General features: G+C 41.3%; 19 protein-coding genes, 7 tRNA genes and 1 pseudogene. 23 read left to right on the top strand and 4 right to left on the bottom strand.

Annotation, left to right across the window (positions count from 1 at the left end):
* The first annotated feature begins 29 nt into the window (after nt 1-29).
* The 16 genes and pseudogenes from MHH23_RS18785 to cspC all read left to right on the top strand — a co-directional run bounded on the left by MHH23_RS18785 (nt 30) and on the right by cspC (nt 9,882).
* A complete protein-coding gene (locus MHH23_RS18785) occupies nt 30-503 on the top strand; it encodes a SprT family protein (protein ID WP_268363222.1) in 474 nt (157 codons plus the stop codon).
* A gap of 191 nt (nt 504-694) precedes the next feature.
* A complete protein-coding gene (locus tag MHH23_RS18780) occupies nt 695-1,672 on the top strand; it encodes a thiamine pyrophosphate-dependent dehydrogenase E1 component subunit alpha (RefSeq protein WP_203144132.1) in 978 nt (325 codons plus the stop codon).
* Between the two features lie 20 nt (nt 1,673-1,692).
* Complete coding sequence (locus MHH23_RS18775) at nt 1,693-2,730, top strand: alpha-ketoacid dehydrogenase subunit beta (RefSeq protein ID WP_024719198.1); 1,038 nt, start codon at nt 1,693-1,695, stop codon at nt 2,728-2,730.
* A gap of 17 nt (nt 2,731-2,747) precedes the next feature.
* Nucleotides 2,748-3,878: a dihydrolipoamide acetyltransferase family protein gene (locus tag MHH23_RS18770; protein WP_217967515.1), complete on the top strand. Its 1,131-nt coding sequence runs from the start codon at nt 2,748-2,750 to the stop codon at nt 3,876-3,878.
* 18 nt (nt 3,879-3,896) lie between these two features.
* Nucleotides 3,897-5,276: a dihydrolipoyl dehydrogenase gene (gene lpdA / locus MHH23_RS18765; RefSeq protein ID WP_335352463.1), complete on the top strand. Its 1,380-nt coding sequence runs from the start codon at nt 3,897-3,899 to the stop codon at nt 5,274-5,276.
* Between the two features lie 108 nt (nt 5,277-5,384).
* Nucleotides 5,385-7,232, top strand: coding sequence for a sigma-54-dependent Fis family transcriptional regulator (locus MHH23_RS18760; protein ID WP_256689029.1), 1,848 nt, complete (start codon nt 5,385-5,387; stop codon nt 7,230-7,232).
* A 209-nt stretch (nt 7,233-7,441) separates the two neighbouring features.
* Nucleotides 7,442-7,516 (top strand) — tRNA-Asn (locus MHH23_RS18755).
* Between the two features lie 4 nt (nt 7,517-7,520).
* Nucleotides 7,521-7,611: transfer RNA gene (locus MHH23_RS18750), tRNA-Ser, on the top strand.
* 9 nt (nt 7,612-7,620) lie between these two features.
* Nucleotides 7,621-7,692: transfer RNA gene (locus MHH23_RS18745), tRNA-Glu, on the top strand.
* Between the two features lie 21 nt (nt 7,693-7,713).
* Nucleotides 7,714-7,788, top strand: a tRNA-Gln gene (locus MHH23_RS18740).
* A 30-nt stretch (nt 7,789-7,818) separates the two neighbouring features.
* Nucleotides 7,819-7,894: transfer RNA gene (locus MHH23_RS18735), tRNA-Lys, on the top strand.
* 7 nt (nt 7,895-7,901) lie between these two features.
* Nucleotides 7,902-7,984, top strand: a tRNA-Leu gene (locus MHH23_RS18730).
* A gap of 48 nt (nt 7,985-8,032) precedes the next feature.
* Nucleotides 8,033-8,116: transfer RNA gene (locus MHH23_RS18725), tRNA-Leu, on the top strand.
* Between the two features lie 155 nt (nt 8,117-8,271).
* Nucleotides 8,272-8,544 (top strand): annotated as a pseudogene (locus MHH23_RS18720) (alpha/beta fold hydrolase); the annotation flags it as partial.
* A 396-nt stretch (nt 8,545-8,940) separates the two neighbouring features.
* Entirely contained in the window at nt 8,941-9,318 is a 378-nt protein-coding gene (locus MHH23_RS18715; protein WP_024719193.1) for a hypothetical protein, read from the top strand.
* A gap of 360 nt (nt 9,319-9,678) precedes the next feature.
* Nucleotides 9,679-9,882, top strand: a complete 204-nt coding sequence (gene cspC, locus MHH23_RS18710) for a cold shock protein CspC (protein WP_008346765.1) — start codon at nt 9,679-9,681, stop codon at nt 9,880-9,882.
* Nucleotides 9,883-10,172: 290 nt separating this feature from the next.
* Here the strand turns inward: cspC and MHH23_RS18705 are convergent, their stop codons facing one another.
* Nucleotides 10,173-10,634 (bottom strand): CarD family transcriptional regulator, encoded by a 462-nt coding sequence (locus MHH23_RS18705; protein WP_096881048.1) that lies wholly within the window; start codon nt 10,632-10,634, stop codon nt 10,173-10,175.
* 250 nt (nt 10,635-10,884) lie between these two features.
* Nucleotides 10,885-11,934 (bottom strand): NAD(P)-dependent alcohol dehydrogenase, encoded by a 1,050-nt coding sequence (locus MHH23_RS18700; RefSeq protein WP_096881049.1) that lies wholly within the window; start codon nt 11,932-11,934, stop codon nt 10,885-10,887.
* A 223-nt stretch (nt 11,935-12,157) separates the two neighbouring features.
* Between MHH23_RS18700 and MHH23_RS18695 the strand changes: the two genes are divergently transcribed.
* Entirely contained in the window at nt 12,158-12,559 is a 402-nt protein-coding gene (locus MHH23_RS18695; RefSeq protein WP_039169850.1) for a MerR family transcriptional regulator, read from the top strand.
* A 42-nt stretch (nt 12,560-12,601) separates the two neighbouring features.
* Here MHH23_RS18695 and bglS read toward each other — a convergent pair whose 3' ends face one another.
* Complete coding sequence (gene bglS / locus MHH23_RS18690) at nt 12,602-13,333, bottom strand: beta-glucanase (protein WP_340960044.1); 732 nt, start codon at nt 13,331-13,333, stop codon at nt 12,602-12,604.
* Between the two features lie 266 nt (nt 13,334-13,599).
* On the opposite strand from bglS, the gene MHH23_RS18685 reads away from it, so the two are divergent.
* From MHH23_RS18685 to MHH23_RS18655, 6 genes are all read left to right on the top strand, one after another.
* The gene (locus MHH23_RS18685; protein WP_116307476.1) at nt 13,600-14,178 is read left to right on the top strand and encodes a TetR/AcrR family transcriptional regulator; all 579 of its coding nucleotides are present in this window, start codon (nt 13,600-13,602) and stop codon (nt 14,176-14,178) included.
* Between the two features lie 72 nt (nt 14,179-14,250).
* Entirely contained in the window at nt 14,251-15,690 is a 1,440-nt protein-coding gene (locus tag MHH23_RS18680; RefSeq protein ID WP_116307478.1) for a DHA2 family efflux MFS transporter permease subunit, read from the top strand.
* A 190-nt stretch (nt 15,691-15,880) separates the two neighbouring features.
* Nucleotides 15,881-16,774: an alpha/beta hydrolase gene (locus MHH23_RS18675; RefSeq protein WP_019743361.1), complete on the top strand. Its 894-nt coding sequence runs from the start codon at nt 15,881-15,883 to the stop codon at nt 16,772-16,774.
* A gap of 149 nt (nt 16,775-16,923) precedes the next feature.
* Nucleotides 16,924-17,301, top strand: a complete 378-nt coding sequence (locus MHH23_RS18670) for an MmcQ/YjbR family DNA-binding protein (protein ID WP_019743360.1) — start codon at nt 16,924-16,926, stop codon at nt 17,299-17,301.
* 111 nt (nt 17,302-17,412) lie between these two features.
* Nucleotides 17,413-18,174 carry an SDR family NAD(P)-dependent oxidoreductase gene (locus tag MHH23_RS18665; RefSeq protein WP_116307480.1) on the top strand — a complete coding sequence of 254 codons (762 nt, stop codon included), beginning with the start codon at nt 17,413-17,415 and terminating at the stop codon, nt 18,172-18,174.
* Nucleotides 18,175-18,890: 716 nt separating this feature from the next.
* A complete protein-coding gene (locus tag MHH23_RS18655; protein ID WP_007496435.1) occupies nt 18,891-20,039 on the top strand; it encodes a type II asparaginase in 1,149 nt (382 codons plus the stop codon).
* A 34-nt stretch (nt 20,040-20,073) separates the two neighbouring features.
* Here the strand turns inward: MHH23_RS18655 and MHH23_RS18650 are convergent, their stop codons facing one another.
* Nucleotides 20,074-20,967, bottom strand: a complete 894-nt coding sequence (locus MHH23_RS18650; RefSeq protein WP_268430875.1) for an alpha/beta fold hydrolase — start codon at nt 20,965-20,967, stop codon at nt 20,074-20,076.
* Nucleotides 20,968-20,996 lie beyond the last annotated feature (29 nt).

Genomic DNA, 20,996 nt, shown 5'->3' with positions numbered 1-20,996 from the left:
GAGGTTTTTATAGAAAGGAACGATCTTGATTGAACGAGAGAGAGTTACAGCAGTTAACAGAAGACATTTCAGAGCAGTGCTTTGGTAAGGCGTTTCGCCATCAGGCTGTTTTCAATCCCCGTTTAAAAACGACAGGCGGGCGATATTTACTTGGAACACACAATATCGAATTGAACCACCGATACCTAGAAGAACATGGACGAGAAGAATTAATCGGGATCATCAAGCATGAGCTGTGTCATTATCATCTGCATCTTGAGGGAAAAGGCTATCAGCATCGTGACCGATCCTTTAAAGAGTTATTAAAACAAGTAGGAGCCCCGCGTTTTTGTACAGCGCTAAAGACCGTACAAAATAAACGACGTGGACAGAAGCGACAAGAATATGTTTGCACAGGATGCGGTCAGTATTTTATCAGGAAAAGGCGAGTTGATACCTCTCGTTATGTGTGCGGCGTCTGCAAAGGAAAATTAAAATGGCAGCGTACAATCGGTTCAGAGTGATATGCATTCCTTATGGGATGCTTTTTTTGTGAGATGAAGTAGACATATTGAGACAAATAGAGACGCGAGTCTCATTTTGTCTCTTTTTTGATCGATGGGAATCGCTCAAATCCTAAGCTTTCAAGCGCCATGATGTTGGCACGCTTTTTGCTTGTATAGAAGTGCAAGCAAAAAAGATAGGAGGTTTTAACATGGAAATGGCACTTACAAAAGAAAAAGCCGTTTGGATGTATCAAAAAATGCAGGAAATTCGCCAATTTGAAGATCAAGTACACACGCTTTTTACAAAGGGGATCTTGCCAGGTTTTGTCCATCTTTATGCTGGTGAAGAAGCTGTTGCTGTAGGAGTCTGCGCTCATCTGAATGAACAAGACAGTATTACAAGTACACATCGTGGCCACGGTCATTGTATCGCCAAGGGCTGTGATCTAAAAGGAATGATGGCAGAAATCTATGGAAAAGCCACAGGTCTTTGTAAAGGTAAAGGTGGATCTATGCACATTGCAGATTTTGATAAAGGAATGCTCGGTGCCAACGGGATTGTTGGAGGCGGCTTTCCACTTGCGTGCGGGGCAGCCCTCACGGCTAAATATAAAAAGAAAGATAATGTAAGCGTTTGCTTTTTTGGGGATGGTGCTAATAATCAAGGGACTTTTCACGAAGGAATCAATCTCGCCGCTATCTGGAAACTGCCCGTCATTTTCATCGCAGAAAACAATGGTTACGGGGAAGCGACGCCATTTTCGTATGCTTCAAGCTGCAAATCGATTGTGGATCGAGCTGCCAGTTATGGTATTCCGGGTATTCAAGTGGATGGAAAAGATGTGACAGCTGTTTATCAAGCAGCAGAACAAGCGATAGAACGAGCAAAAAATGGAGAAGGTCCGACATTGATTGAATGCATGACATATCGGAATTATGGTCATTTTGAAGGAGACGCTCAGCGCTACAAAACCAATCAAGAAAAAGCCGAACATCAAGAAGAGAAAGATGCCATCACTCTTTTTAAAAATGAATTATTAAAGCAGCAGCTGCTAACAGATCAAGAAATATCAAGTATTGAAGCGTCTGTAGCAGAAGCGATAGATGAAGCCGTGAGATTTAGTGAAGAAAGTGAATATCCAGATCATACTGAATTGCTAACTGATGTGTATGTTTCGTATCAATAAATCTGAAAGGAGAGAGGGAAATGACAAGAGAAATCAGCATGTCTAGTGCTTTGAATGAAGCGATTAAACTGGCAATGAGAAGAGACGAAGATGTCATTTTAATGGGGGAAGATGTTGCGGGAGGTGCTCATGTAGATCACTTACAGGATGATGAAGCATGGGGCGGTGTTCTTGGTGTAACAAAAGGGATTGTTCAGGAATTTGGGCGTGAACGTGTCCTTGATACACCGATTAGTGAAGCTGGCTATATAGGTGCGGCCATGGCTGCTGCTTCAACAGGGCTAAGACCAATTGCTGAACTCATGTTTAATGATTTTATCGGTACTTGTCTTGACCAAGTGCTGAATCAAGGCGCAAAATTTCGATACATGTTTGGCGGAAAAGCAGAGGTGCCAATCACGATTAGAACGACCCATGGGGCGGGTTTTAGAGCAGCTGCCCAGCATTCGCAAAGTTTGTATGCACTATTTACAAGTATCCCTGGATTGAAAGTAGTTGTGCCTTCTTCACCATATGATGCCAAAGGGCTGCTGCTGGCAGCCATCGAGGATCAGGACCCTGTCATCTTTTTTGAAGACAAGACGCTTTACAATATCACAGGAGATGTGCCGGAGAGGTATTACACATTGCCGCTTGGTCAAGCAGATGTGAAGAGGGAAGGTTCTGATGTAACCATCTTTGCGGTGGGCAAACAAGTGTATACAGCACTCGAAGCGGCAGAGCAATTGTCTGCTCAAGGTATTGAAGCGGAAGTGATTGATCCAAGAAGCTTGTCGCCGCTCGATGAGGAGGCCATTCTGACTTCAGTAGAAAAAACAAATCGACTTGTCATTGTCGATGAAGCAAATCCAAGATGCGGAATTGCCGCAGATATCTCTTCTTTGATTGCAGATAAAGGATTTGATTTACTGGACGCACCAATCAAAAAAGTGACGGCTCCTCATACACCGGTACCATTTTCACCACCTCTTGAAGATATTTATCTGCCAACACCTGATAAAGTTGTGAACACCGTATTAGAGATGATTGGCAAGAGTCATGACAAGATCTTGAACTAGAGAAAGGAGAGAGGGAGATGGCTGTCGAAGTTGTGATGCCTAAATTGGGCATGTCGATGAAAGAAGGAACGGTATCTGTCTGGAATAAAGAGGTCGGTGAGACCGTAAGTAAAGGAGAAAGCATTGCAAGCATCAACTCCGAAAAAATTGAAATGGAGATCGAATCACCTGCTGAAGGAACCATTTTGGATATAAAAGTGTCTGAGGGAGAAGGTGTACCGCCCGGCACGGTCATCTGCTATATCGGTGAAGGAAATGAACAGGTGGAGAGAAAGAAAGAAAAAGAAATCCAGTCAAAACCAAAGAAAGAGAGAAAGAAAATCTCCCCTGTTGCCCGTAAAATGGCGAATAGCGCAAATCTAGACATTGATACGCTAGTGGGGACAGGACCAGGTGGAAGAATTACGAAAGAGGATGTGCTTCGTGCACTTCCTGAACGGAAAGAGAAGAAACAAAACGAGACAGTGCAACAGCCTATTAACATGATGCGGAAAACAATTGCCTCAAGAATGATGGAAAGCCTGCAAACAAGTGCACAATTAACCATTACGATGAAAGCGGACGTGACAAAACTGACAAACCTACAACAACAGCTGAATGAAACAGCCATCGCACGTTACGAGACAAAGTTGACCATCACCGATTTTGTAGCCAAAGCAGCGATCCTATCGTTGTTAGAACATCCTGCGATGAACAGTCAATATCATAACGGAGTTGTCGAAACCTTTGAGAATGTTCATCTTGGGATTGCTGCTGCGTTAGATAACGGATTGGCTGTACCGGTCATTCGGCATGCGGAGCGGTTAACGCTGATAGAGCTGGCGAAGGGCATTAAATTGTATGGTAAAAAAGCACGTGAAGGAAAGCTTCTACATGACGAAATCAAAGGTTCTACCTTTACCATCACCAATCTTGGAGCGTATGGTGTAGAGCATTTCACACCAATTTTGAATCCGCCGGAAGCGGGGATCCTTGGCGTCGGAACAATGTATGACACCCCTGTTTATCGAGAGGATGAATTGTGCAAAGGGACCATCCTACCACTCAGTCTTACGTTTGATCACCGCGTGCTGGACGGGGTGCCTGCCTCTGCATTTTTATCAACGGTCAAAGCACACTTAGAAGAACCATTATCCATTCTTTTATAGAAAGAAGGTGAATGTACCATGACACTGGTCATTATAGGAGGCGGACCAGCAGGTTATGTGGCGGCCATAACAGCCGCCCGTTTTGGCAGAGAGGTTGTGTTAATTGATCAAGGTCAGCTGGGAGGTACCTGCCTCAATGAAGGCTGTATCCCGACCAAAGCACTTTTGCAAAGCGCCGATATGTATGAGCATGTGAAATCGGCTGGACATTTTGGAATTGAGCTTCCAGAACATGAGCCTATCATTCAATGGAATGCTGTCCAAAAGCGGAAACAGTCTGTCGTCAAGCAGCTCACTGATGGTGTTCGTTACTTGATGAATAAAAACAAAATTACCGTGGTAAATGGGAAGGCTTCATTTCTATCAGCACATGAGCTATTCATAGAAAGTGAAGGAAAGTCTGAAATCATTCAAGCAAAACAAATCATTATTGCAACAGGGGCTGTGCCTGCGGCTTTACCGTTTGCACCTTTTGATGGCGAATGGATCATTCACAGCAAGGACGCCATGTCACTTTCTTCGATCCCAGATTCACTTTGTATCATTGGGGGCGGGGTGATTGGCTGTGAGTTTGCGAGCATCTTTAGCAGAATGGGATCAAAGGTTGTTATGGTTGAACGTGCAGTGCACATTTTACCAGAAGAAGATCGTGATACAGCACAATGTCTTCACGAGCAGCTCGAAGAAACGGGTGTAAACATTTTGACGTCCGCCGCAGTCAAACAGCTTGATTCCTCTTCAAGAAAAGTAGTGGTGGAGAATAATCAAGGAGAACGTTGTGACATCCAGTCGGATCTTTGCTTAGTGGCGATTGGCAGAACTCCGCAACTTGGAGAGTTGAATCTTGATCAGATTGGAATTGAATTTGATAGAAATGGAATCTACGTCAATGAACATATGCAAACCAATCTCCCGCATATTTATGCGTGCGGTGATGTGACAGGTGGTGTCCAGCTTGCTCATACTGCCTTTCATGAAGGGACGGTTGCGGCTTCCCATGCATCAGGTGAACATATAAAGGTCAATGAACAAGTGATTCCGAGGTGCATCTACACCTCTCCAGAAATCGCGAGTGTTGGTTTAAATGAAGAGAGTGCTAGAAAACAATATGAGGAGATTCGGATAGGGACATGTGCATTTTCTGCAAATGGAAAAGCATTAATCTTAAATCAACCAGCCGGTCACGTAAAGGTCATTGTAGAGCCGCAATATCAAGAAATATTAGGCGTTTCAATCATTGGACCGAATGCAACAGAAATGATTGGACAAGCGGCGGTGATGATGCATGCAGAGTTGACCGCTGATACATTAGAGCAGTTTATTGCGGCACATCCGACACTGTCAGAGGCAATACACGAAGCCGTTCTGCAAACCATTGGAAGAGCGGTGCACTGCTGAAAGAGACTCCTTTTCTATCCAATTGACTTCTTGGGTTAGCCAATGATAATTGAAAGCGCTTTTATGTTTATCTATAATGAATAAAAAGCCCCCAGAGGAGAGGATGGAATGAATCCGACGCCTTGTTATTTAAATACGTGGAAACGTTTTGTTCGTGAAGGTTTGCTTGATCAGTCTCGTCTGAATAAGAGAGTGGCAGAATCATGGCACAGGTGTAAACAGGCAAATGTGAATCCGTATTTAGATAAAGGACAGTCGTTGTTAGAAAAGGAACGATTCAGTGCCCAAAAAAAGAAATATTCATTATTCCTAAATGCGGCTCTTCCTTACTTAAATAAAATCAATCAGCAATTAAAAGATTCTGATATGCTGGCCTTACTCATCGATGCAGATGGTTATGTGCTAAGTCTGACAGGAAGCGAAAGAACGATGGTGGAAGCCAGAAGAATTAATTTTATGGAGGGTTCACGCTGGACTGAAACAGATGTAGGGACAAATGCGATCGGAACGGCACTCGTCATCGGAGAAGCGGTGACGATCAACGGAACGGAGCATTTTTCTATCGCCTCTCATCATTGGAGTTGTTCAGCTGCTCCAATTCGCGATGCGGACGGTACGATCATAGGGGTGATTGATATCTCCTGTATGACGGATAACAAGCACCCTTTTATGCTTGGAATGGCTTCAACGGTTGCTTATGCCATAGAGAGAGACATTCAAGTCGAGCAAAAAAGGAGAGAGATGGAACTGATCACTCATTGTCTTCAGCAGGTGGAAGCAGATGAACCGTATGTGGTCTGTAATGAAAAAAAGCAAATTGTGTCTGCCAGCAGGTCGATTAGAGATCGATTTTCAGACTGGCATGGAATGGATGTTGAGCGGCTTAAGGATCATCCATTTGTTATCCGGGGAAAGCAGATCATTCAATCAGAGCAAGACGGGAAGGTGCTAGGCATATCCCTTTCTCTTGAAGAAGTAGCGAAAAGCAGCATGACCGTTTCTTTTGCTCAATTTCCCGGGGAATCAGGAACAAGTAAGGTATTTCAACAGACGCTTAGTGAGATGAAGAGAGCGGCACAAACAGATGCTCATGTGTATATTTGGGGAGAAACAGGGACAGGGAAGGAACTCGCCGCTAGAGCCATTCACTTCGCCAGTGAAAGGCATAAAGGGCCGTTCATTGCTGTTAATTGCGGAGCCATTCCTGAAAGCCTGTTAGAAAGTGAGCTGTTTGGCTATGCTGAAGGTGCTTTTACAGGAGCAAAACGCCACGGAGGTAAAGGTAAATTTGAACAAGCCCATAAAGGAACACTCTTTCTAGATGAAATAGGCGAAATCCCATATGCGATGCAAGTAGCGCTTCTTCGGGTGATAGAAGAAAGGGCAGTCGTACCGCTCGGCGGGACACACGAAATCCCTTTGGATATTCGAATCATTACAGCGACTCACCGTAATATGAACGAACTGCTGAAAGAAGGAAAAATACGAGAAGACTTGTATTACCGTCTTCATGTCTATCCGATCAATATCCCGCCGCTTAGAGAAAGAAAAGAAGACATTCATGATTTGTATCGTTATTACCAAAAGAAGCATCACTGGAATGCAGCGTTTGCTGAATCATTTTTTCAGAAATTACAGGCGTATCATTGGCCAGGAAACATAAGAGAGCTTTTTAACCTGTTTGAACATCTAAGGGTCCTCTTTCCGAAAGGTGGATGGATTGGTGAATCGCAATATGCTTCAGTATTAGAGACGATTGATCAGAAAAAACAGAAGCTGCATCCAGCGGAGCAACCCGAGACTTCAAAAGAACTCACATTCAGGGAACGCATTCAAAAGCAAACAGTGATAGACGCACTGCATAAAACAAAAGGTCATGTGTCAGAAGCAGCGAGGTTAGCAGGAGTGCCAAGAAGTACTTTTTATAAGTGGATGCGAAAGTTTCATTTGTCTTAATCTTATGAGGAAGGCTGCATCAAGGCCCTTGGTCTACGTGGAGGTCGGGGGCTTTCTGCCAAGTTAAACAAATGGCATGGAAAAAGGCTTGACTGTTATATTAGTATATGTTAAATTATAAAAGCCGTCGCAAATGGAGCAGGAATGAAACGTTTAAAAATTCTTGACACATTTTTCTGGCATAGATATAATGAAACATGTCTTATTATTCCGCAGTAGCTCAGTGGTAGAGCTATCGGCTGTTAACCGATCGGTCGTAGGTTCGAGTCCTACCTGCGGAGCCATAATGGAGAAGTACTCAAGTGGCTGAAGAGGCGCCCCTGCTAAGGGTGTAGGTCGCGCGAGCGGCGCGAGGGTTCAAATCCCTCCTTCTCCGCCATTATGATATGGCCCGTTGGTCAAGCGGTTAAGACACCGCCCTTTCACGGCGGTAACACGGGTTCGAATCCCGTACGGGTCATGTTTTGTTATTTTGATTCGTTGGGCTATAGCCAAGCGGTAAGGCAACGGACTTTGACTCCGTCATGCGTTGGTTCGAATCCAGCTAGCCCAGCCATTTTTTTATATGTTTTTCTGCATAGCAGATGAGCCATTAGCTCAGTTGGTAGAGCATCTGACTTTTAATCAGAGGGTCGAAGGTTCGAGTCCTTCATGGCTCACCATTGTCACGCGGGTGTGGCGGAATTGGCAGACGCGCTAGACTTAGGATCTAGTGTCTTTATGACGTGGGGGTTCAAGTCCCTTCACCCGCATTGTTTTTTCAAACAGTGCACTTATGAATATATGAGCACATCATACACGCGGTCGTGGCGGAATGGCAGACGCGCTAGGTTGAGGGCCTAGTGGGTGAATAACCCGTGGAGGTTCAAGTCCTCTCGGCCGCATCTAAGAAACCAAAGGTTGTAGACCTTTGGTTTTTTGTTTTATTTTCAATGTTCTTATTTTGGAGAGAAAAATTTGTATAATATTATATTTCTCGAGTAAGAGCATTATATGATCTGTGTTAAATTTTTATACTTCCCCCTAAGTTTGGTTTTGTTACAAATTCATCAATAACATTCTTCAAAATGGATATGGCTATACCTTCGACATTTCAGCTGAATTTCAATATCCCACGCTCATGATCACAGGACGTCAAGACGATGTAGTCGGATATCAAGATGCGTGGCGGCTGATCGAAGACTATCCAAGGGCCACTTTTGCAGTGCTTGATATGGCAGGTCACAACCTGCAGATTGAACAACCCGATGTGTTTCATTCATTAGTCCATAACTGGTTAAACAGACTTGAGTCGGAAAATGTGAAGAAATAGATTAGATCTTGTGCAAAATTTGTGCAAATCGGAGTCAGGGGTGAATAACCCATGGAGGTTTAAGTCCTCTCGATCACCTCTAAAAAATACCGAGGGTAGTGTACCTTTGGTATTTTTTTATGTGCTCTTTTATTAGAAAGAGATCACAAGATACATCGATTATATGCAGGGTGGAAACGTGTCCAGTCGATTTTAATATCAGTTTCTCTTTGAACAAACGACTCCACTTCAAATTAACTTAGCTGTGAAATCTTAATGACTATCCTCTAGAGAATAGTTGTTAGTTATGATGGGGTGGTTTTCTAATCACCTTTTATATTGTTAAATAAAGGTGATAATGAGATAATTTGATAAAAATAAATTAAGTCGCATAAGATCAACCAAAGGAGTTATAACATGATAAAAAGGTTTTCTCTAGTTTTACTTACTCTCATGATGTCTATAGTTGTTTTGCTAGTGGCTGCCAAAAATTCCCCTGGGGATAATGTCATTTCATTTGATCAGCCTCACATCTTAATAATATCAATTGGAATAATGTTATGTTTATTCATTCCTCCGTTAGTGATGTCCTTTTTCAGTCACTTGATTGTGAGAACTATATCTAGTGTATATCAATGTTTTATTGTTCTATCTTTTCTGGGGCTCATTCCAATAGGATTTCTTATTCCAGATTTTTTAACAATTGTTGTTTCTGTTGCAGGAACTTTAGCCAGCGTAGCTAGTCTTATAGTTACTTTAAGAATTGATAGGAATAGAGATGCTAACCTTAACTAAAATAAAAATGACATCAATTTTCTAAGAGTAAAGTAATGTTTCTTATTCTTTACTTTTAAATAAAACTGACAGATGTCTGAAAAAAAGGTTTGCGTTATGAACTTATTTATTCATTTCATGATTGAACGCCCATTTTGTAGAAAAAATATCTTAAAGTCAGAGAAGAACAAAATTGAATATGATCGTTGATTTTACTCTTTTAAATCCTAAATTGCAATAATTTCCGATTCATGTTACAATAAGAATAATTATTTTTGTTCGGCGTAAAGGATAGCATGAAGAAAGACTTTTCGTCTTGAGGATACTTTGGGCAAGGATAGTATAATACATTGTGTGATAACGCACTAGGAGGCAACAAACATGGAACAAGGTACAGTAAAATGGTTTAACGCAGAAAAAGGTTTTGGATTTATCGAACGTGAAGAAGGCGACGATGTATTCGTACATTTCTCAGCTATCCAAGGTGACGGATTCAAATCTTTAGACGAAGGTCAAAAAGTATCATTTGACGTAGAGCAAGGTTCTCGTGGAGCTCAAGCTGCTAACGTTCAAAAAATTGCTTAATCTTCATTCTATCAAAACAGGTTCTCTGTAGAGAGCCTGTTTTTTTGTGCTTTCATTTATTTCTGCAATAAAAAACCCTACTCAACGTACAAGTAGGGAGATGTTACAAGGTAATCGTAAAAAAATTCATGCTTCAAAGGTTTATCAACAGTATAGCATATTGGATTTACAATATGCGGAATTTGCTTAAATAAATTCTTTTTTTCTTTAACAAAATTGAAGGATGGATCAATTCGTAGAGAACATGTATTCAAAAATGGTGAGGGATACCGTAAAGCCCGGCAGAGTTCTTAACAGAAACTTTTAATTTGTTTTTCTGTAATCCCTTCGATAACTTCTAATTCACTTAACAAAAATTCATGAGCATCATCTAGCATTTTCTTTTCACTTGCATTTAGTGCTTTCGCTTTCTTCATCCGCATCAGATCACGTACAACTTCAGCACCGTCTTGGATGTCACCCGTTTTTATTTTGTTTGTATTAATTGTGTGGCGTTCTTTCCATGTCAGTAATTGATCTGATTCGCCATGCTGGAAAATGTGCATCACATTGTTTAATGCCAGTATATCTGTAACAGGTCTAATACGTGAACTTGACATTTTCCGTGTTGGAATCATCACTTTCATATGACTGATTGACATTTTGATCACATAATACTGCTGTTTTTCATCAGAGAATTCTTTTTCTTCTATGGCTTCAATTATACCTGCTCCGTGCATTGGATAAACAATGTTATCACCAATTTGAAACATATCATCCGCCTCCATATCATGTATCTACTTTAAGGGTACCACACTTATGGGTAAAATAATCAAATTTTTAATAATAACATGTTTATTTATTTTTTGTCAATAAATTTTGTTCTGAAAAAGAGAGATTTTTTCATGTGAATTTCGGATGGTTTTTGATCATATCCTCAAGAATCCTTGCTACAAGAAAAACAGAATATCCACCATTAAAAAAAGACCAGCCATTGAGCTGGTCTTTCCAAATAGAATCCGATCATAATGTCGAAATATCAATCACAAACCGATAACGCACATCACTATTGAGCACACGTTCATATGCTTCATCGACTTGGTTTGCGTTGATCACTTCAATTTGTGGTGCGATATTGTGATCAGCTGCGAAATCGAGCATTTCTTGTGTTTCTTGGATGCCGCCAACGAGTGAGCCGGCGATGCTGCGACGTCCCGTAATTAATGAAAACACATGGAAGTTGTCTGGCTTTGGTGGTGCACCGACGTTTACTAATGTTCCGTCAACACGAAGTAAGGACAAATAGGCATCCACGTTGATATTGGCAGAGACGGTATTGAGAATGAGGTCATATTGACCGGCTAGTGTCTTAAACGTATCAGGGTCACTTGTAGCAAAATAGTCTTTTGCACCAAATGACAGCGCCTCTTCTTTTTTATTCAAAGAACGACTTAATACAGTCACTTCTGCGCCAAGTGCGCGTGCAAATTGAATGGCGACATGACCTAGACCGCCCATTCCGACAATTGCCACTTTTTTGCCAGGCCCAGCCTTCCAGTGTTTTAACGGAGAATATGTTGTGATGCCGGCACAGAGAAGGGGGCTGGCGACATCGAGGGAAAGCTGGTCAGGAATATTGACAACAAATCGTTCTGTCACAACAATTTTCTGACTGTAGCCGCCGTAAGTTGGTTCTCCATCATAATCCAGGTTATTATAAGTTTGAACGACTCCTTTCTTGCAATATTGTTCATCTCCATTTTGGCAATATTCACATGTACCGCAAGAATCGACAAAACAACCAACACCTACACGATCACCAATGTTGAATTTCGTGACAGCATCCCCAACAGCTGAAACAACTCCAGTAATCTCATGACCCGGAACCATTGGGAAAATACCGCCGCCCCATTCATCAAAGGCACTGTGGATATCTGAATGACAGATCCCGCTAAACTGAATATCAATTAAAATATCATGTGGACGAAGTGCTCTTCGTTCAATGGTTGTCCGTTCAAAGTTTGCTTTTGCATGGGAAACACTTAAAACGTTTGATTGGTGCGTCTGACACATTCTTGATCATCCTTTCAAAAGTAAGATTCGGTCCTTCCTCTATACTGTACGTCTTAAAGTGAACTTTAAGTCAACATAGAACCCTCTGATCGCCTCAATTCAGGCTTTAGCATCATCCTTGAATCAAGATTTGAGCCAAAAGTATCTTGTCTTCTCGATAAAAATGGAGATGATGGGAAAAGGGAGATCGTCAATTAAGAGAAAGAAGAGAAGGGTGAAAACAATGAAAATAGCACAAGCCGCCAAGCAGCTCGATTTATCTACTGCTACGCTCAGGTATTATGAGAATATAGGTTTAATTAGACCGATCAGGCGTGATGAAAATGGTGTTCGTGATTATACAGAAGAAGATATTCAGTGGATAGAATTTATTAAATGTATGAGAAATGCGGGTCTGTCAATTGATGCTCTTAGAGAATATACGGCTTTATTTATCGAGGGAGAGGATCGTACATTGTCCTCAAGGAAGAGTATTTTGGTCAATGAGAGAGAAAGACTCGTAGACAAACAAAAGGAAATCGAAGAAACGATTAAACGGTTAGATTACAAGATCGAAAGTTATGAAGATATTATCCACAGCTATGAACAAAAACTAGTTCATCAATTAAAAACGAGCTCTATTTAAATGAAGAAAAACCTGTGACTTGTCACAGGTTTTGTGATGTGGTTATCTTTTTGTGTAACGCACCCAATTGTAATGAGCGTAAAGTGGGGTAACACCGTTGTAGGAGCCGAGCCATTCATCGACACCTGCACCATTCCATAAGTTCATCATAATCTTTCCAGGTGTTTGAGGGATTTGAGTAGTAGCCGTATGTTTTAATTGACCGTCCACATACCATTTAATTGAGTTAGGCTGCCAGTCGAACGCATATGTGTGATAAGAGCTTGCTGCATCAAAACCAAGGTTGACGATTTTTTCATGATTTCCGACACCATTGGTATAATAGTTAAACTGAACCTTTGTCGTATCTTTTCCTAGAAATTCGATGTCGATTTCATCCCAAGGCGTACCATCAGTCGGTCCCGTATAAGTAAAGAACGAAGACACGATCCCAACATTTTTGGCTGGTTTCATGTTTACTTCATATAGCCCATAGCCGTACGTTTGAACGGAGCGGTTTTCTCCGCAGTCAAACTTATTATACGAAGGACTTGTGAGCGATAATCGCATTTCCCCTAACGACGTCATGGAGACATTGTTTGCGCGCCACGTACAGTTAAACATATTTCCGTTCGAGTACCCATCGGCTTTTTGCCATAACCCGGTATTATAGTTGTTGAACGGTTCATAAAACGACCCACCCGTTTGTGCCGAGGCACTTGCAGCAAATGTGGACAAACTTAAGAATAATCCAGTGACAAGCAGCATCAACATTCGTTTTACACCGTAAGACATGTAGGCATTCCCCTCTCTTTTTGAAAGCGTTTTCTTTTTGATCATACATGATTCTCTCAAAATGGAAAATCGGTCTAAATAATGATAAACAGTGTGTTTTTTTAATAGAATGAAAAGAAAATTGATAGGTAAAAAATAATGATTGACAAAGCGGACAGTTGTCCGTAAGATAATACCGGTACAATTGTCCTAATGAAAATGAAAGAAATTTGATTTACACATAGAGATATATGCAAGGTGGATGAAGGTAAAGAAGGTGAAGCATCATGGAAAAGGATATTGGAAAGGAAATTGAAGAGGTCGCTTTTTCTTTGTTTCAAGAGTTTGGTGTAGAGAATGTCAGCATGCATAAAATTGCTAAAACAGTTGGTGTTGGGCAGGGTACTCTTTACCGCCGTTATGCCAATAAAAGTGATTTGTGCCTTTCGATCCTAGGAGAAAGATTTGAACAGCTGATCCCTGCGTTGCATCTTTACTTAAGGAAAATCAGTGATCAGCCGGTTCGTGAGCGTTTACGATATGTTCTTGAAGAAATTCATCTCATCGTCGGTCATCATTTAGATTGGATTCGCATGCTCACAATCTCTGGGAACTTAGAGCAGACAAGTAAAGTATATGATTGTCATTACAGTCAATCACTTAAACAAATCATTCGTGATTTGCTCGAGGAAGCGAAAGTAAAAGGAGAAGCGAACATACAAGACATTGAGTTGACGACATTATGTATGTCCTCTCCAATGACGCCTGAACTCATGTTTTATATTCATGAATCCGGCTACTCAATCGAAAAAATTGCACAATTCGCTGCGGAAAAACAAATTTTATCTGTTTTTCAACGACAATGAAGTGGCTCATTTCTGACTAGCCTGACTTCCTAAGATTGCTCAATATTGAAAAAGAAAAGGAGCCAACTTAATATGAACAAACAGCAAACAGCAGCTTCCGACATTCGAACGCTGCCCATTATTATTTCATTTATCACAGCTGGATTTATTGGACTGTTTAGTGAAACGGCACTCAACATGGCGCTGAGAAGTTTAACATTAGACTTTGGTATTGAAGCAACGACTGCTCAGTGGCTTACAACCGGCTATTTATTAACACTAGGGATTCTTGTTCCAATTTCAGGTCTCATTCTTCAATGGTTTACAACAAGACAGCTTTTCATAACCTCACTGGTCTTTTCGATCATCGGTACATTTATTGCGGCCGTTGCACCAGTCTTCAGTATTTTAATGGTGGCACGTGTGGTGCAGGCAGTAGGAACAGCCTTGCTCCTTCCATTGATGTTTAATACGATTTTGGTCATCATTCCGCCTCATAAAAGAGGTAGATCAATGGGGATTATCGGTCTTGTCATTATGTTTGCCCCAGCAGTGGGTCCAACGGTCTCTGGTCTTATTCTTAAATCGTTAACATGGCATTGGATTTTTTGGATTTCGCTTCCGTTATTAGTTGCTGCACTCGTATTTGGGTATATTTTTATGCAAAATATTACGGAACCCACAAGACCGAAAATCGACATTTTATCGATTGTGTTATCAACCATCGGTTTCGGTGGAATTGTGTATGGCTTTAGCAGTGCTGGTGAAGGCGGCGGCTGGAGCAGTATGCATGTGATTGTGGCGATTGTTGTAGGTATCATTGGCATTCTTGTGTTCGCCCTAAGACAGTTAAACATGAAAGAACCGATGTTGAATTTAAGCCCATTTAAATATCCAATGTTTGTGATCGGGTTACTTCTGATTTTAGTGTGTATGATGGTGATGCTGTCTGCTATGATGATTTTGCCATTATATCTGCAAACGTCCTTGGCACTTTCTACATTTACAGCAGGTTTAATGCTATTACCAGGTGGAATTATCAATGGACTGTTATCGCCAATCATGGGTGGGCTTTTTGATAAATTTGGGCCGAAGTGGCTTGTCATCCCAGGCCTTGTCATCGTTGCAGCGACCATGTTTGGCTTCACGAACTTAAGTGTGAATACGTCCATCGGTTATATCGTGACGCTTCATATTACGTTAATGATAGGAATTGCGATGATCATGATGCCTGCCCAAACAAATGGATTAAATCAGCTGCCGCCAGAGCTATATCCGCACGGTACAGCGATTATGAATACATTGCAGCAAGTGTCAGGAGCGATTGGGACTGCGGTTGGTATCTCGATCCTTTCATCAGGAGCGCGCAGTTTTATGGAAAATGTGGGTGATCCCGCAAATCCAGTCAATCAGCTGCTCGCCTTTACAAATGGCGTCCAGCATGCCTTTATCTTTGCTGTCATTATGACAGTGATTGGTTTGGTGATTGCTTTCTTTATTAAACGAGTGAAAGTAGAACAACAAGTATCATAATATATGAAAAGCACTGAGGACTTAGCGCCGCAGTGCTTTTTTTATTTACTCATAGGGGTGAATGTTTGTTTCAAAGGAGCTGAAAATGGGGAGATAGATAAAAAGCAACGACTCTCTGACGACATTGAAGGAAAAGGCGAAATTCGTAACGAATGGATAGAGATAAAAGAATAAGATAGGAGCTGAGATCATGAACTTAGACGAACAAATTAAAATGGCTGAGTCATTGCGTCAACCAGCTGAAGATTCATTAGCTGGTCAATCAGAACTTAAGCCAGTCCACCCTCCTGAAGTGAACAAAATGGAATATGATATCCCAACGGGTGCTGGTGAAACAAAGGTGTGGGTATTTAAACCTGTGAAAACATTGAAACAACCCCTACCTGTTTTCGTGAATTTGCATGGGGGCGGTTTTATACTTGGAAGTGCTGAAATGGATAATCATTGGTGTCCGGTCATAGCAGATCGTGCGGAGTGTATCGTTGTCAATGTGGAGTATCAGCTGGCACCGGAACACCCTTTTCCGGCCGCTCTTCATGAATGCTACGATGTGATGAAATGGTTATATGAACATCCTGATGAACTACAAATAGACCCAAATCGATTAGCCATTGGCGGACATAGTGCAGGTGGGAATTTGGCAACAGCGGTTTGTTTGCTTGATATCCAAAAAGGGAACAAACTTCCGATTGTCTATCAAGTGCTTGATTATCCGCCGCTTGATTTAGCTACTGATCCAGCACAAAAGCCAGCGTTTGAAGAAGCAATTCCAGTTGAAATGGCGAGACTGTTTAATGCCTTCTATCTGCAAGGTCAAGATCCGCACAATCCGCTCGTTTCTCCAGTCTTTGCAGAGAGAGAAGTCTTAGCACAAATGCCCCCAGCTCTTGTTATCACAGCTGAGAAAGATTCACTAGCTGAAGAAGCTGAGCATTATGCGGACAAGTTAAAAGAAGCAGGGGTAGATGTCACATACAAACAATTTAAAGGAGTCCCTCATGCGTTCACTCATGCCGGAGACTTAGAGATAGCTGAAGAGGCTTGGCATCTGATGAGCGATCAGCTTAAGAAGGCGTTTGAATAAGAAATATTCGGATATAAGTAAAAAGCACAGACCTTTTTTTCTGTGCTTTTTTTTGTTCTTGCTGACGTCCTGAAAAGAAGTGTAGATACAACAATCACAACTGTCGATATAATAGTAAGATAGAAGACATCTAAAAAGGAGCTAATAGAATGAAAAAAGAGACACTACAAGCATTTTGTCTTTCTTTACAAGGAGCAACCCACGACTATCAACCTGAGTGGCAGGCAGATCGTTATCATATAGGTGGAAAGATGTTCGCCATGATGGGGGGAGACGTCGATCGCAAGCCAGTCATCACTTTAAAATGTGATCCGCAACGCGCTGAAGAATTAAGAGAAATGCATGAAGGAATTATTCCCGGCTATTACATGAATAAGACGCATTGGAATTCTATTTATCTCGATGCAGATATTCCATCTTCATTTGTCGAAGAGCTAATTGAACATTCCTATCAACTGGTTTTTCACAAATTAACAAAAAAAGCTCAGCAGGCTATCCTCCAACATGATTCAAAAGAAACCGATTAAAAGCTGAACGTTCAGTTGTTCATGACTCTTTGAATTTCTTCAAAATTGACTAGAGTCACATGCTCTCGCTATACTTTAAACAGCTAGAAGATACGAATAGGGGGATATACAATGGGCTATACAGTCATTACAGGGGCAAGTTCAGGTATTGGATATGAAACGGCTTTGGCCTTTGCAGCAAGAGGAAAAAATCTGATCTTAGCTGCACGCCGGCTTGATAAACTCCAAGAACTGAAAGAAAAGATTCTAGAAACATATCCCGATATTCAAGTGAAAATCCAGTCTGTTGATTTAACAGACAGAGAGCAAGTGTATTCTTTCTATGAGTCATTAGCTGGTGATGAGCTGGATACGTTCATTAATAATGCTGGGTTTGGCCATTTTGGTTCAATAGGAGAGCAGGATGTGAAAAAAATTGGGGACATGCTTCATCTCAATATTGAAGCGTTAACAATTTTATCCACTCTGTATGTCCGTGATTATGAGCAAAAAGAGGGGACGCAGCTAATCAATATCTCTTCAAGAGCGGGTTATACCGTCGTCGCCAATGCTGTCACTTATTCAGCAACGAAATTTTATGTGAGCGCCTTTACAGAAGGGCTGGCCCTAGAATTGAAAGAAAAAGGAGCCAAATTACAGGCAAAAGTATTAGCGCCTGCTGCGACAGAATCGGAATTTGCAAAGCGTTCATTAGATGTCGATCAATTCGAATATGAAGGCACTATCAAGAAATATCACACATCAAAAGAAATGGCAGCGTGCTTGCTTGAGCTTTACGACAGTTCACAAACAGTTGGTATCGTTGATGGGAAGACATTTGATTTTGAATTGAAGGACCCCATTTTTTCACACGCTGGCACAAGCATGAAATAAAAAGTTCCAATCACTGAGATAGATTCTCTTAGCGATCAGCAGGTCACCGAGCCGAAAGATGTCTTGGATAATGTGGAGCACTGTCAACACATACTAGAATAGAAAAAAACACCTACACATTAGGTGTTTTTTTATGCATTTTTTGATAAATCAAAGAATCGCAGGTCCAGTAGATGAGACTGCTGACAATCATGATCGGAAGGGATGTGGAGCTCTCAATTCCATCCATAACAAAAAGCATGACAATCATTGCTATCAGTAAGTAAGCCGCTAAATAAAGAGGATGAAAAGCCTTGGGCTGTAAAGAAAACAACAACTGTAAAGGTACCGCAAAGATGAAATAATAAACAAAAAAGATGGGAGTGTAAAACATCATAAACGCAGGCTCGCCCTGAATCGGTGGATATAAACATACGAACAAGCTGAGTAAAATGGAACTGAAGAATAGTGTGAGTAGGATTTTGTAAAATGGTTGAACGGAACGCACTGTATGTACTCCTTTTTTGTAAGATTTCCTATATTTTATCATAAATGGGTTGAGAACAATTTCTGAAGTCAATTTAGGTATTATGGTATAAATAAATTTTGATAATAGTGCCCTTTTTCCTTTATTTGGTTCTGTGACTTTCACCTCATGCTGATGAATGAAGGAATGGTATAAAGTAAACCCTATAGACAGATAATTATTCATCACATTTAAGAAAAGAGATGATCTTATGAACGTAACAAAATGGTTTGGTGCTGCCCTTCTTTCTGTTTCACTATTGGTGACCGCAGCTTGTGCGAACGATAGCACTCAAGAGAATAATCAAAGTAATCAAGAAAGCACTACTAGTGAAACAAAAGAAAAAAACACGGCTGTTGAGACAGGGAACAAATCTTTATCCAATATTAAGGTGTTGGCAACAGGCGGAACGATTGCCGGTAGTTCAGATAGTAATACAGATACGACTGGATATAAATCTGGTGCACTTGGAATCGATAAAGTCATTGCTTCCGTACCACAGCTGAAAGATATTGCAAATGTCACGGGTGAGCAAGTAGCGAACGTCGGCAGTGAAAATGTGGATAACGCTCTTCTTTTAAAATTAGCGAAACGAGTCAATCAGCTTTTAAATGATGATCAAGTGGATGGCATTGTGGTGACACATGGTACAGATACTTTAGAAGAAACGGCCTATTTTTTACATTTGGTTGTAAAAAGTGATAAGCCAGTGGTGGTTGTGGGTTCCATGAGGCCAGCATCTGCCATTAGTGCGGATGGCCCGCTTAACCTGTATCATGCAGTGAAAATTGCTTCGACAAAAGAAGCCAAAGGCAAAGGTGTAATGGTGACATTAAATGACCGAATTGCCTCTGCTCGTTTTATTACGAAGACAAATACCACCACAACCGATTCGTTCAAGTCTCTTGAGCAAGGGTACATTGGAGAAGTGGCGGGTGAAGTTGTCTCTTTTTATAACGAACCGACAAGAAAACATACAGCTGACAGTGAATTCGATATTTCAAAGCTAAAAGAGCTGCCGCAAGTGGATATCTTATACGGCTATCAAAATGATCAAAAGTATGTGTATGATGCTGCGGTTAAAGCAGGAGCGAAAGGCATTGTCGTTGCCGCCGCAGGAAATGGAACGATGTCAACAGAAGCGATCAATGGGGCAACAGATGCAGTGAAGAAAGACGTGGTGATCGTGAGGTCAAGCCGTGCAGGAAATGGCATTGTCACACATGAAAAAATGGATGATGAACATCATTTTGTCTCATCGGATTCATTAAATCCACAAAAAGCCCGCATTCTACTCATGCTGGCTCTGACGAAAACAAAAGATCCAGATAAAATTCAATCCTATTACGAGCAGTATTAAAAAGAAAAAGACCCGACGTATCATTGGGTCTTTTTTATATGTGTACCTGATGTTCAGCCCGTTTTTTTAAAGAGAGTAAAATGTCTCTCCAAACATCATCTATATCAGTAAGAAAATGTCCTGCTTGCTCGATATAGTGCGTTTTGGCGTTTGGAATGTTCGGAGCAATGCTTTCTATCTCTGCAAAAGGGGCCATCTGATCCTCTTTTCCATGCCAGACATCCACAGGGATTTGTATATCTTTCATATCGAATGCCCATGACCGTGAGAGTAAATCTGGCTCATAAATACATTCATCAACCGATTGACGAGTGGCTTCGTATAAATGCATCATCATCAGCTCCAGTTGCTCATCGGTTTGAAGAAATTGCCGATCCGATGGATGTAAATGTTTGTTCCCTTTTTTCGTTAGTTTCTTGAATTTCTCTGGTTTTTTTTCAATTAGTTTTTTCTGAGCGCGATAACTTGCCTTTAAGAGCCAAGGCATTCTTTTACTGAGGAAAAAGGCAATCTTGTTCTCCTTTAGCATACTTTTAGGCGGTTTACCATCCTGAAATGGAGTGGTACTTGAGACGAGAGCAGCCGAAAGAATGCGATCTGGCAATTGATAGGCACAACCAGCAGCGAATGCCCCACCTCCAGAGACACCAATCACTGAAAAATGGGAGATGTCAAGATGATCGGCCACTTCCTGTACGTCTTTTGCCCAGTCTAAAATGGTGCGGTCAGGTTGCGGATCAGATAAACCAAAACCAGGTCTGTCTAAAGAAATGAGACGAATGCCAAGCTCTTTTGAGATTGGATCATCATCTAAAAACATCACTCTCGATCCAGGTGTCCCATGAAAAAAGAATACTGGGAATCCTTCAAGATCACCGTATTGAGACAAACCAATATGACGTCCATCTTGCAAATGAATCCTGTCCATATGATCATCCCCTTCATCGTTTATCTAGC

Origin of the sequence: Bacillus sp. FSL K6-3458, from assembly GCF_038005045.1 — a bacterium.
GTDB lineage: Bacteria > Bacillota > Bacilli > Bacillales > Bacillaceae > Bacillus > Bacillus altitudinis.
The sequence above is the reverse complement of the archived record's forward strand: the minus strand, read 5'-3'. Positions and strand labels throughout refer to the sequence as shown.

Coding starts and splice junctions, on each gene's coding strand:
- MHH23_RS18780 (WP_203144132.1), top strand. CDS start 695: ATGGAAATGGCACTTACAAAAGAAAAAGCCGTTTGGATGTATCAAAAA.
- MHH23_RS18775 (WP_024719198.1), top strand. CDS start 1,693: ATGACAAGAGAAATCAGCATGTCTAGTGCTTTGAATGAAGCGATTAAA.
- MHH23_RS18770 (WP_217967515.1), top strand. CDS start 2,748: ATGGCTGTCGAAGTTGTGATGCCTAAATTGGGCATGTCGATGAAAGAA.
- lpdA (WP_335352463.1), top strand. CDS start 3,897: ATGACACTGGTCATTATAGGAGGCGGACCAGCAGGTTATGTGGCGGCC.
- MHH23_RS18760 (WP_256689029.1), top strand. CDS start 5,385: ATGAATCCGACGCCTTGTTATTTAAATACGTGGAAACGTTTTGTTCGT.
- MHH23_RS18715 (WP_024719193.1), top strand. CDS start 8,941: ATGATAAAAAGGTTTTCTCTAGTTTTACTTACTCTCATGATGTCTATA.
- cspC (WP_008346765.1), top strand. CDS start 9,679: ATGGAACAAGGTACAGTAAAATGGTTTAACGCAGAAAAAGGTTTTGGA.
- MHH23_RS18705 (WP_096881048.1), bottom strand. CDS start 10,634: ATGTTTCAAATTGGTGATAACATTGTTTATCCAATGCACGGAGCAGGT.
- MHH23_RS18700 (WP_096881049.1), bottom strand. CDS start 11,934: ATGTGTCAGACGCACCAATCAAACGTTTTAAGTGTTTCCCATGCAAAA.
- MHH23_RS18695 (WP_039169850.1), top strand. CDS start 12,158: ATGAAAATAGCACAAGCCGCCAAGCAGCTCGATTTATCTACTGCTACG.
- bglS (WP_340960044.1), bottom strand. CDS start 13,333: ATGTCTTACGGTGTAAAACGAATGTTGATGCTGCTTGTCACTGGATTA.
- MHH23_RS18685 (WP_116307476.1), top strand. CDS start 13,600: ATGGAAAAGGATATTGGAAAGGAAATTGAAGAGGTCGCTTTTTCTTTG.
- MHH23_RS18680 (WP_116307478.1), top strand. CDS start 14,251: ATGAACAAACAGCAAACAGCAGCTTCCGACATTCGAACGCTGCCCATT.
- MHH23_RS18675 (WP_019743361.1), top strand. CDS start 15,881: ATGAACTTAGACGAACAAATTAAAATGGCTGAGTCATTGCGTCAACCA.
- MHH23_RS18670 (WP_019743360.1), top strand. CDS start 16,924: ATGAAAAAAGAGACACTACAAGCATTTTGTCTTTCTTTACAAGGAGCA.
- MHH23_RS18665 (WP_116307480.1), top strand. CDS start 17,413: ATGGGCTATACAGTCATTACAGGGGCAAGTTCAGGTATTGGATATGAA.
- MHH23_RS18655 (WP_007496435.1), top strand. CDS start 18,891: ATGAACGTAACAAAATGGTTTGGTGCTGCCCTTCTTTCTGTTTCACTA.
- MHH23_RS18650 (WP_268430875.1), bottom strand. CDS start 20,967: ATGGACAGGATTCATTTGCAAGATGGACGTCATATTGGTTTGTCTCAA.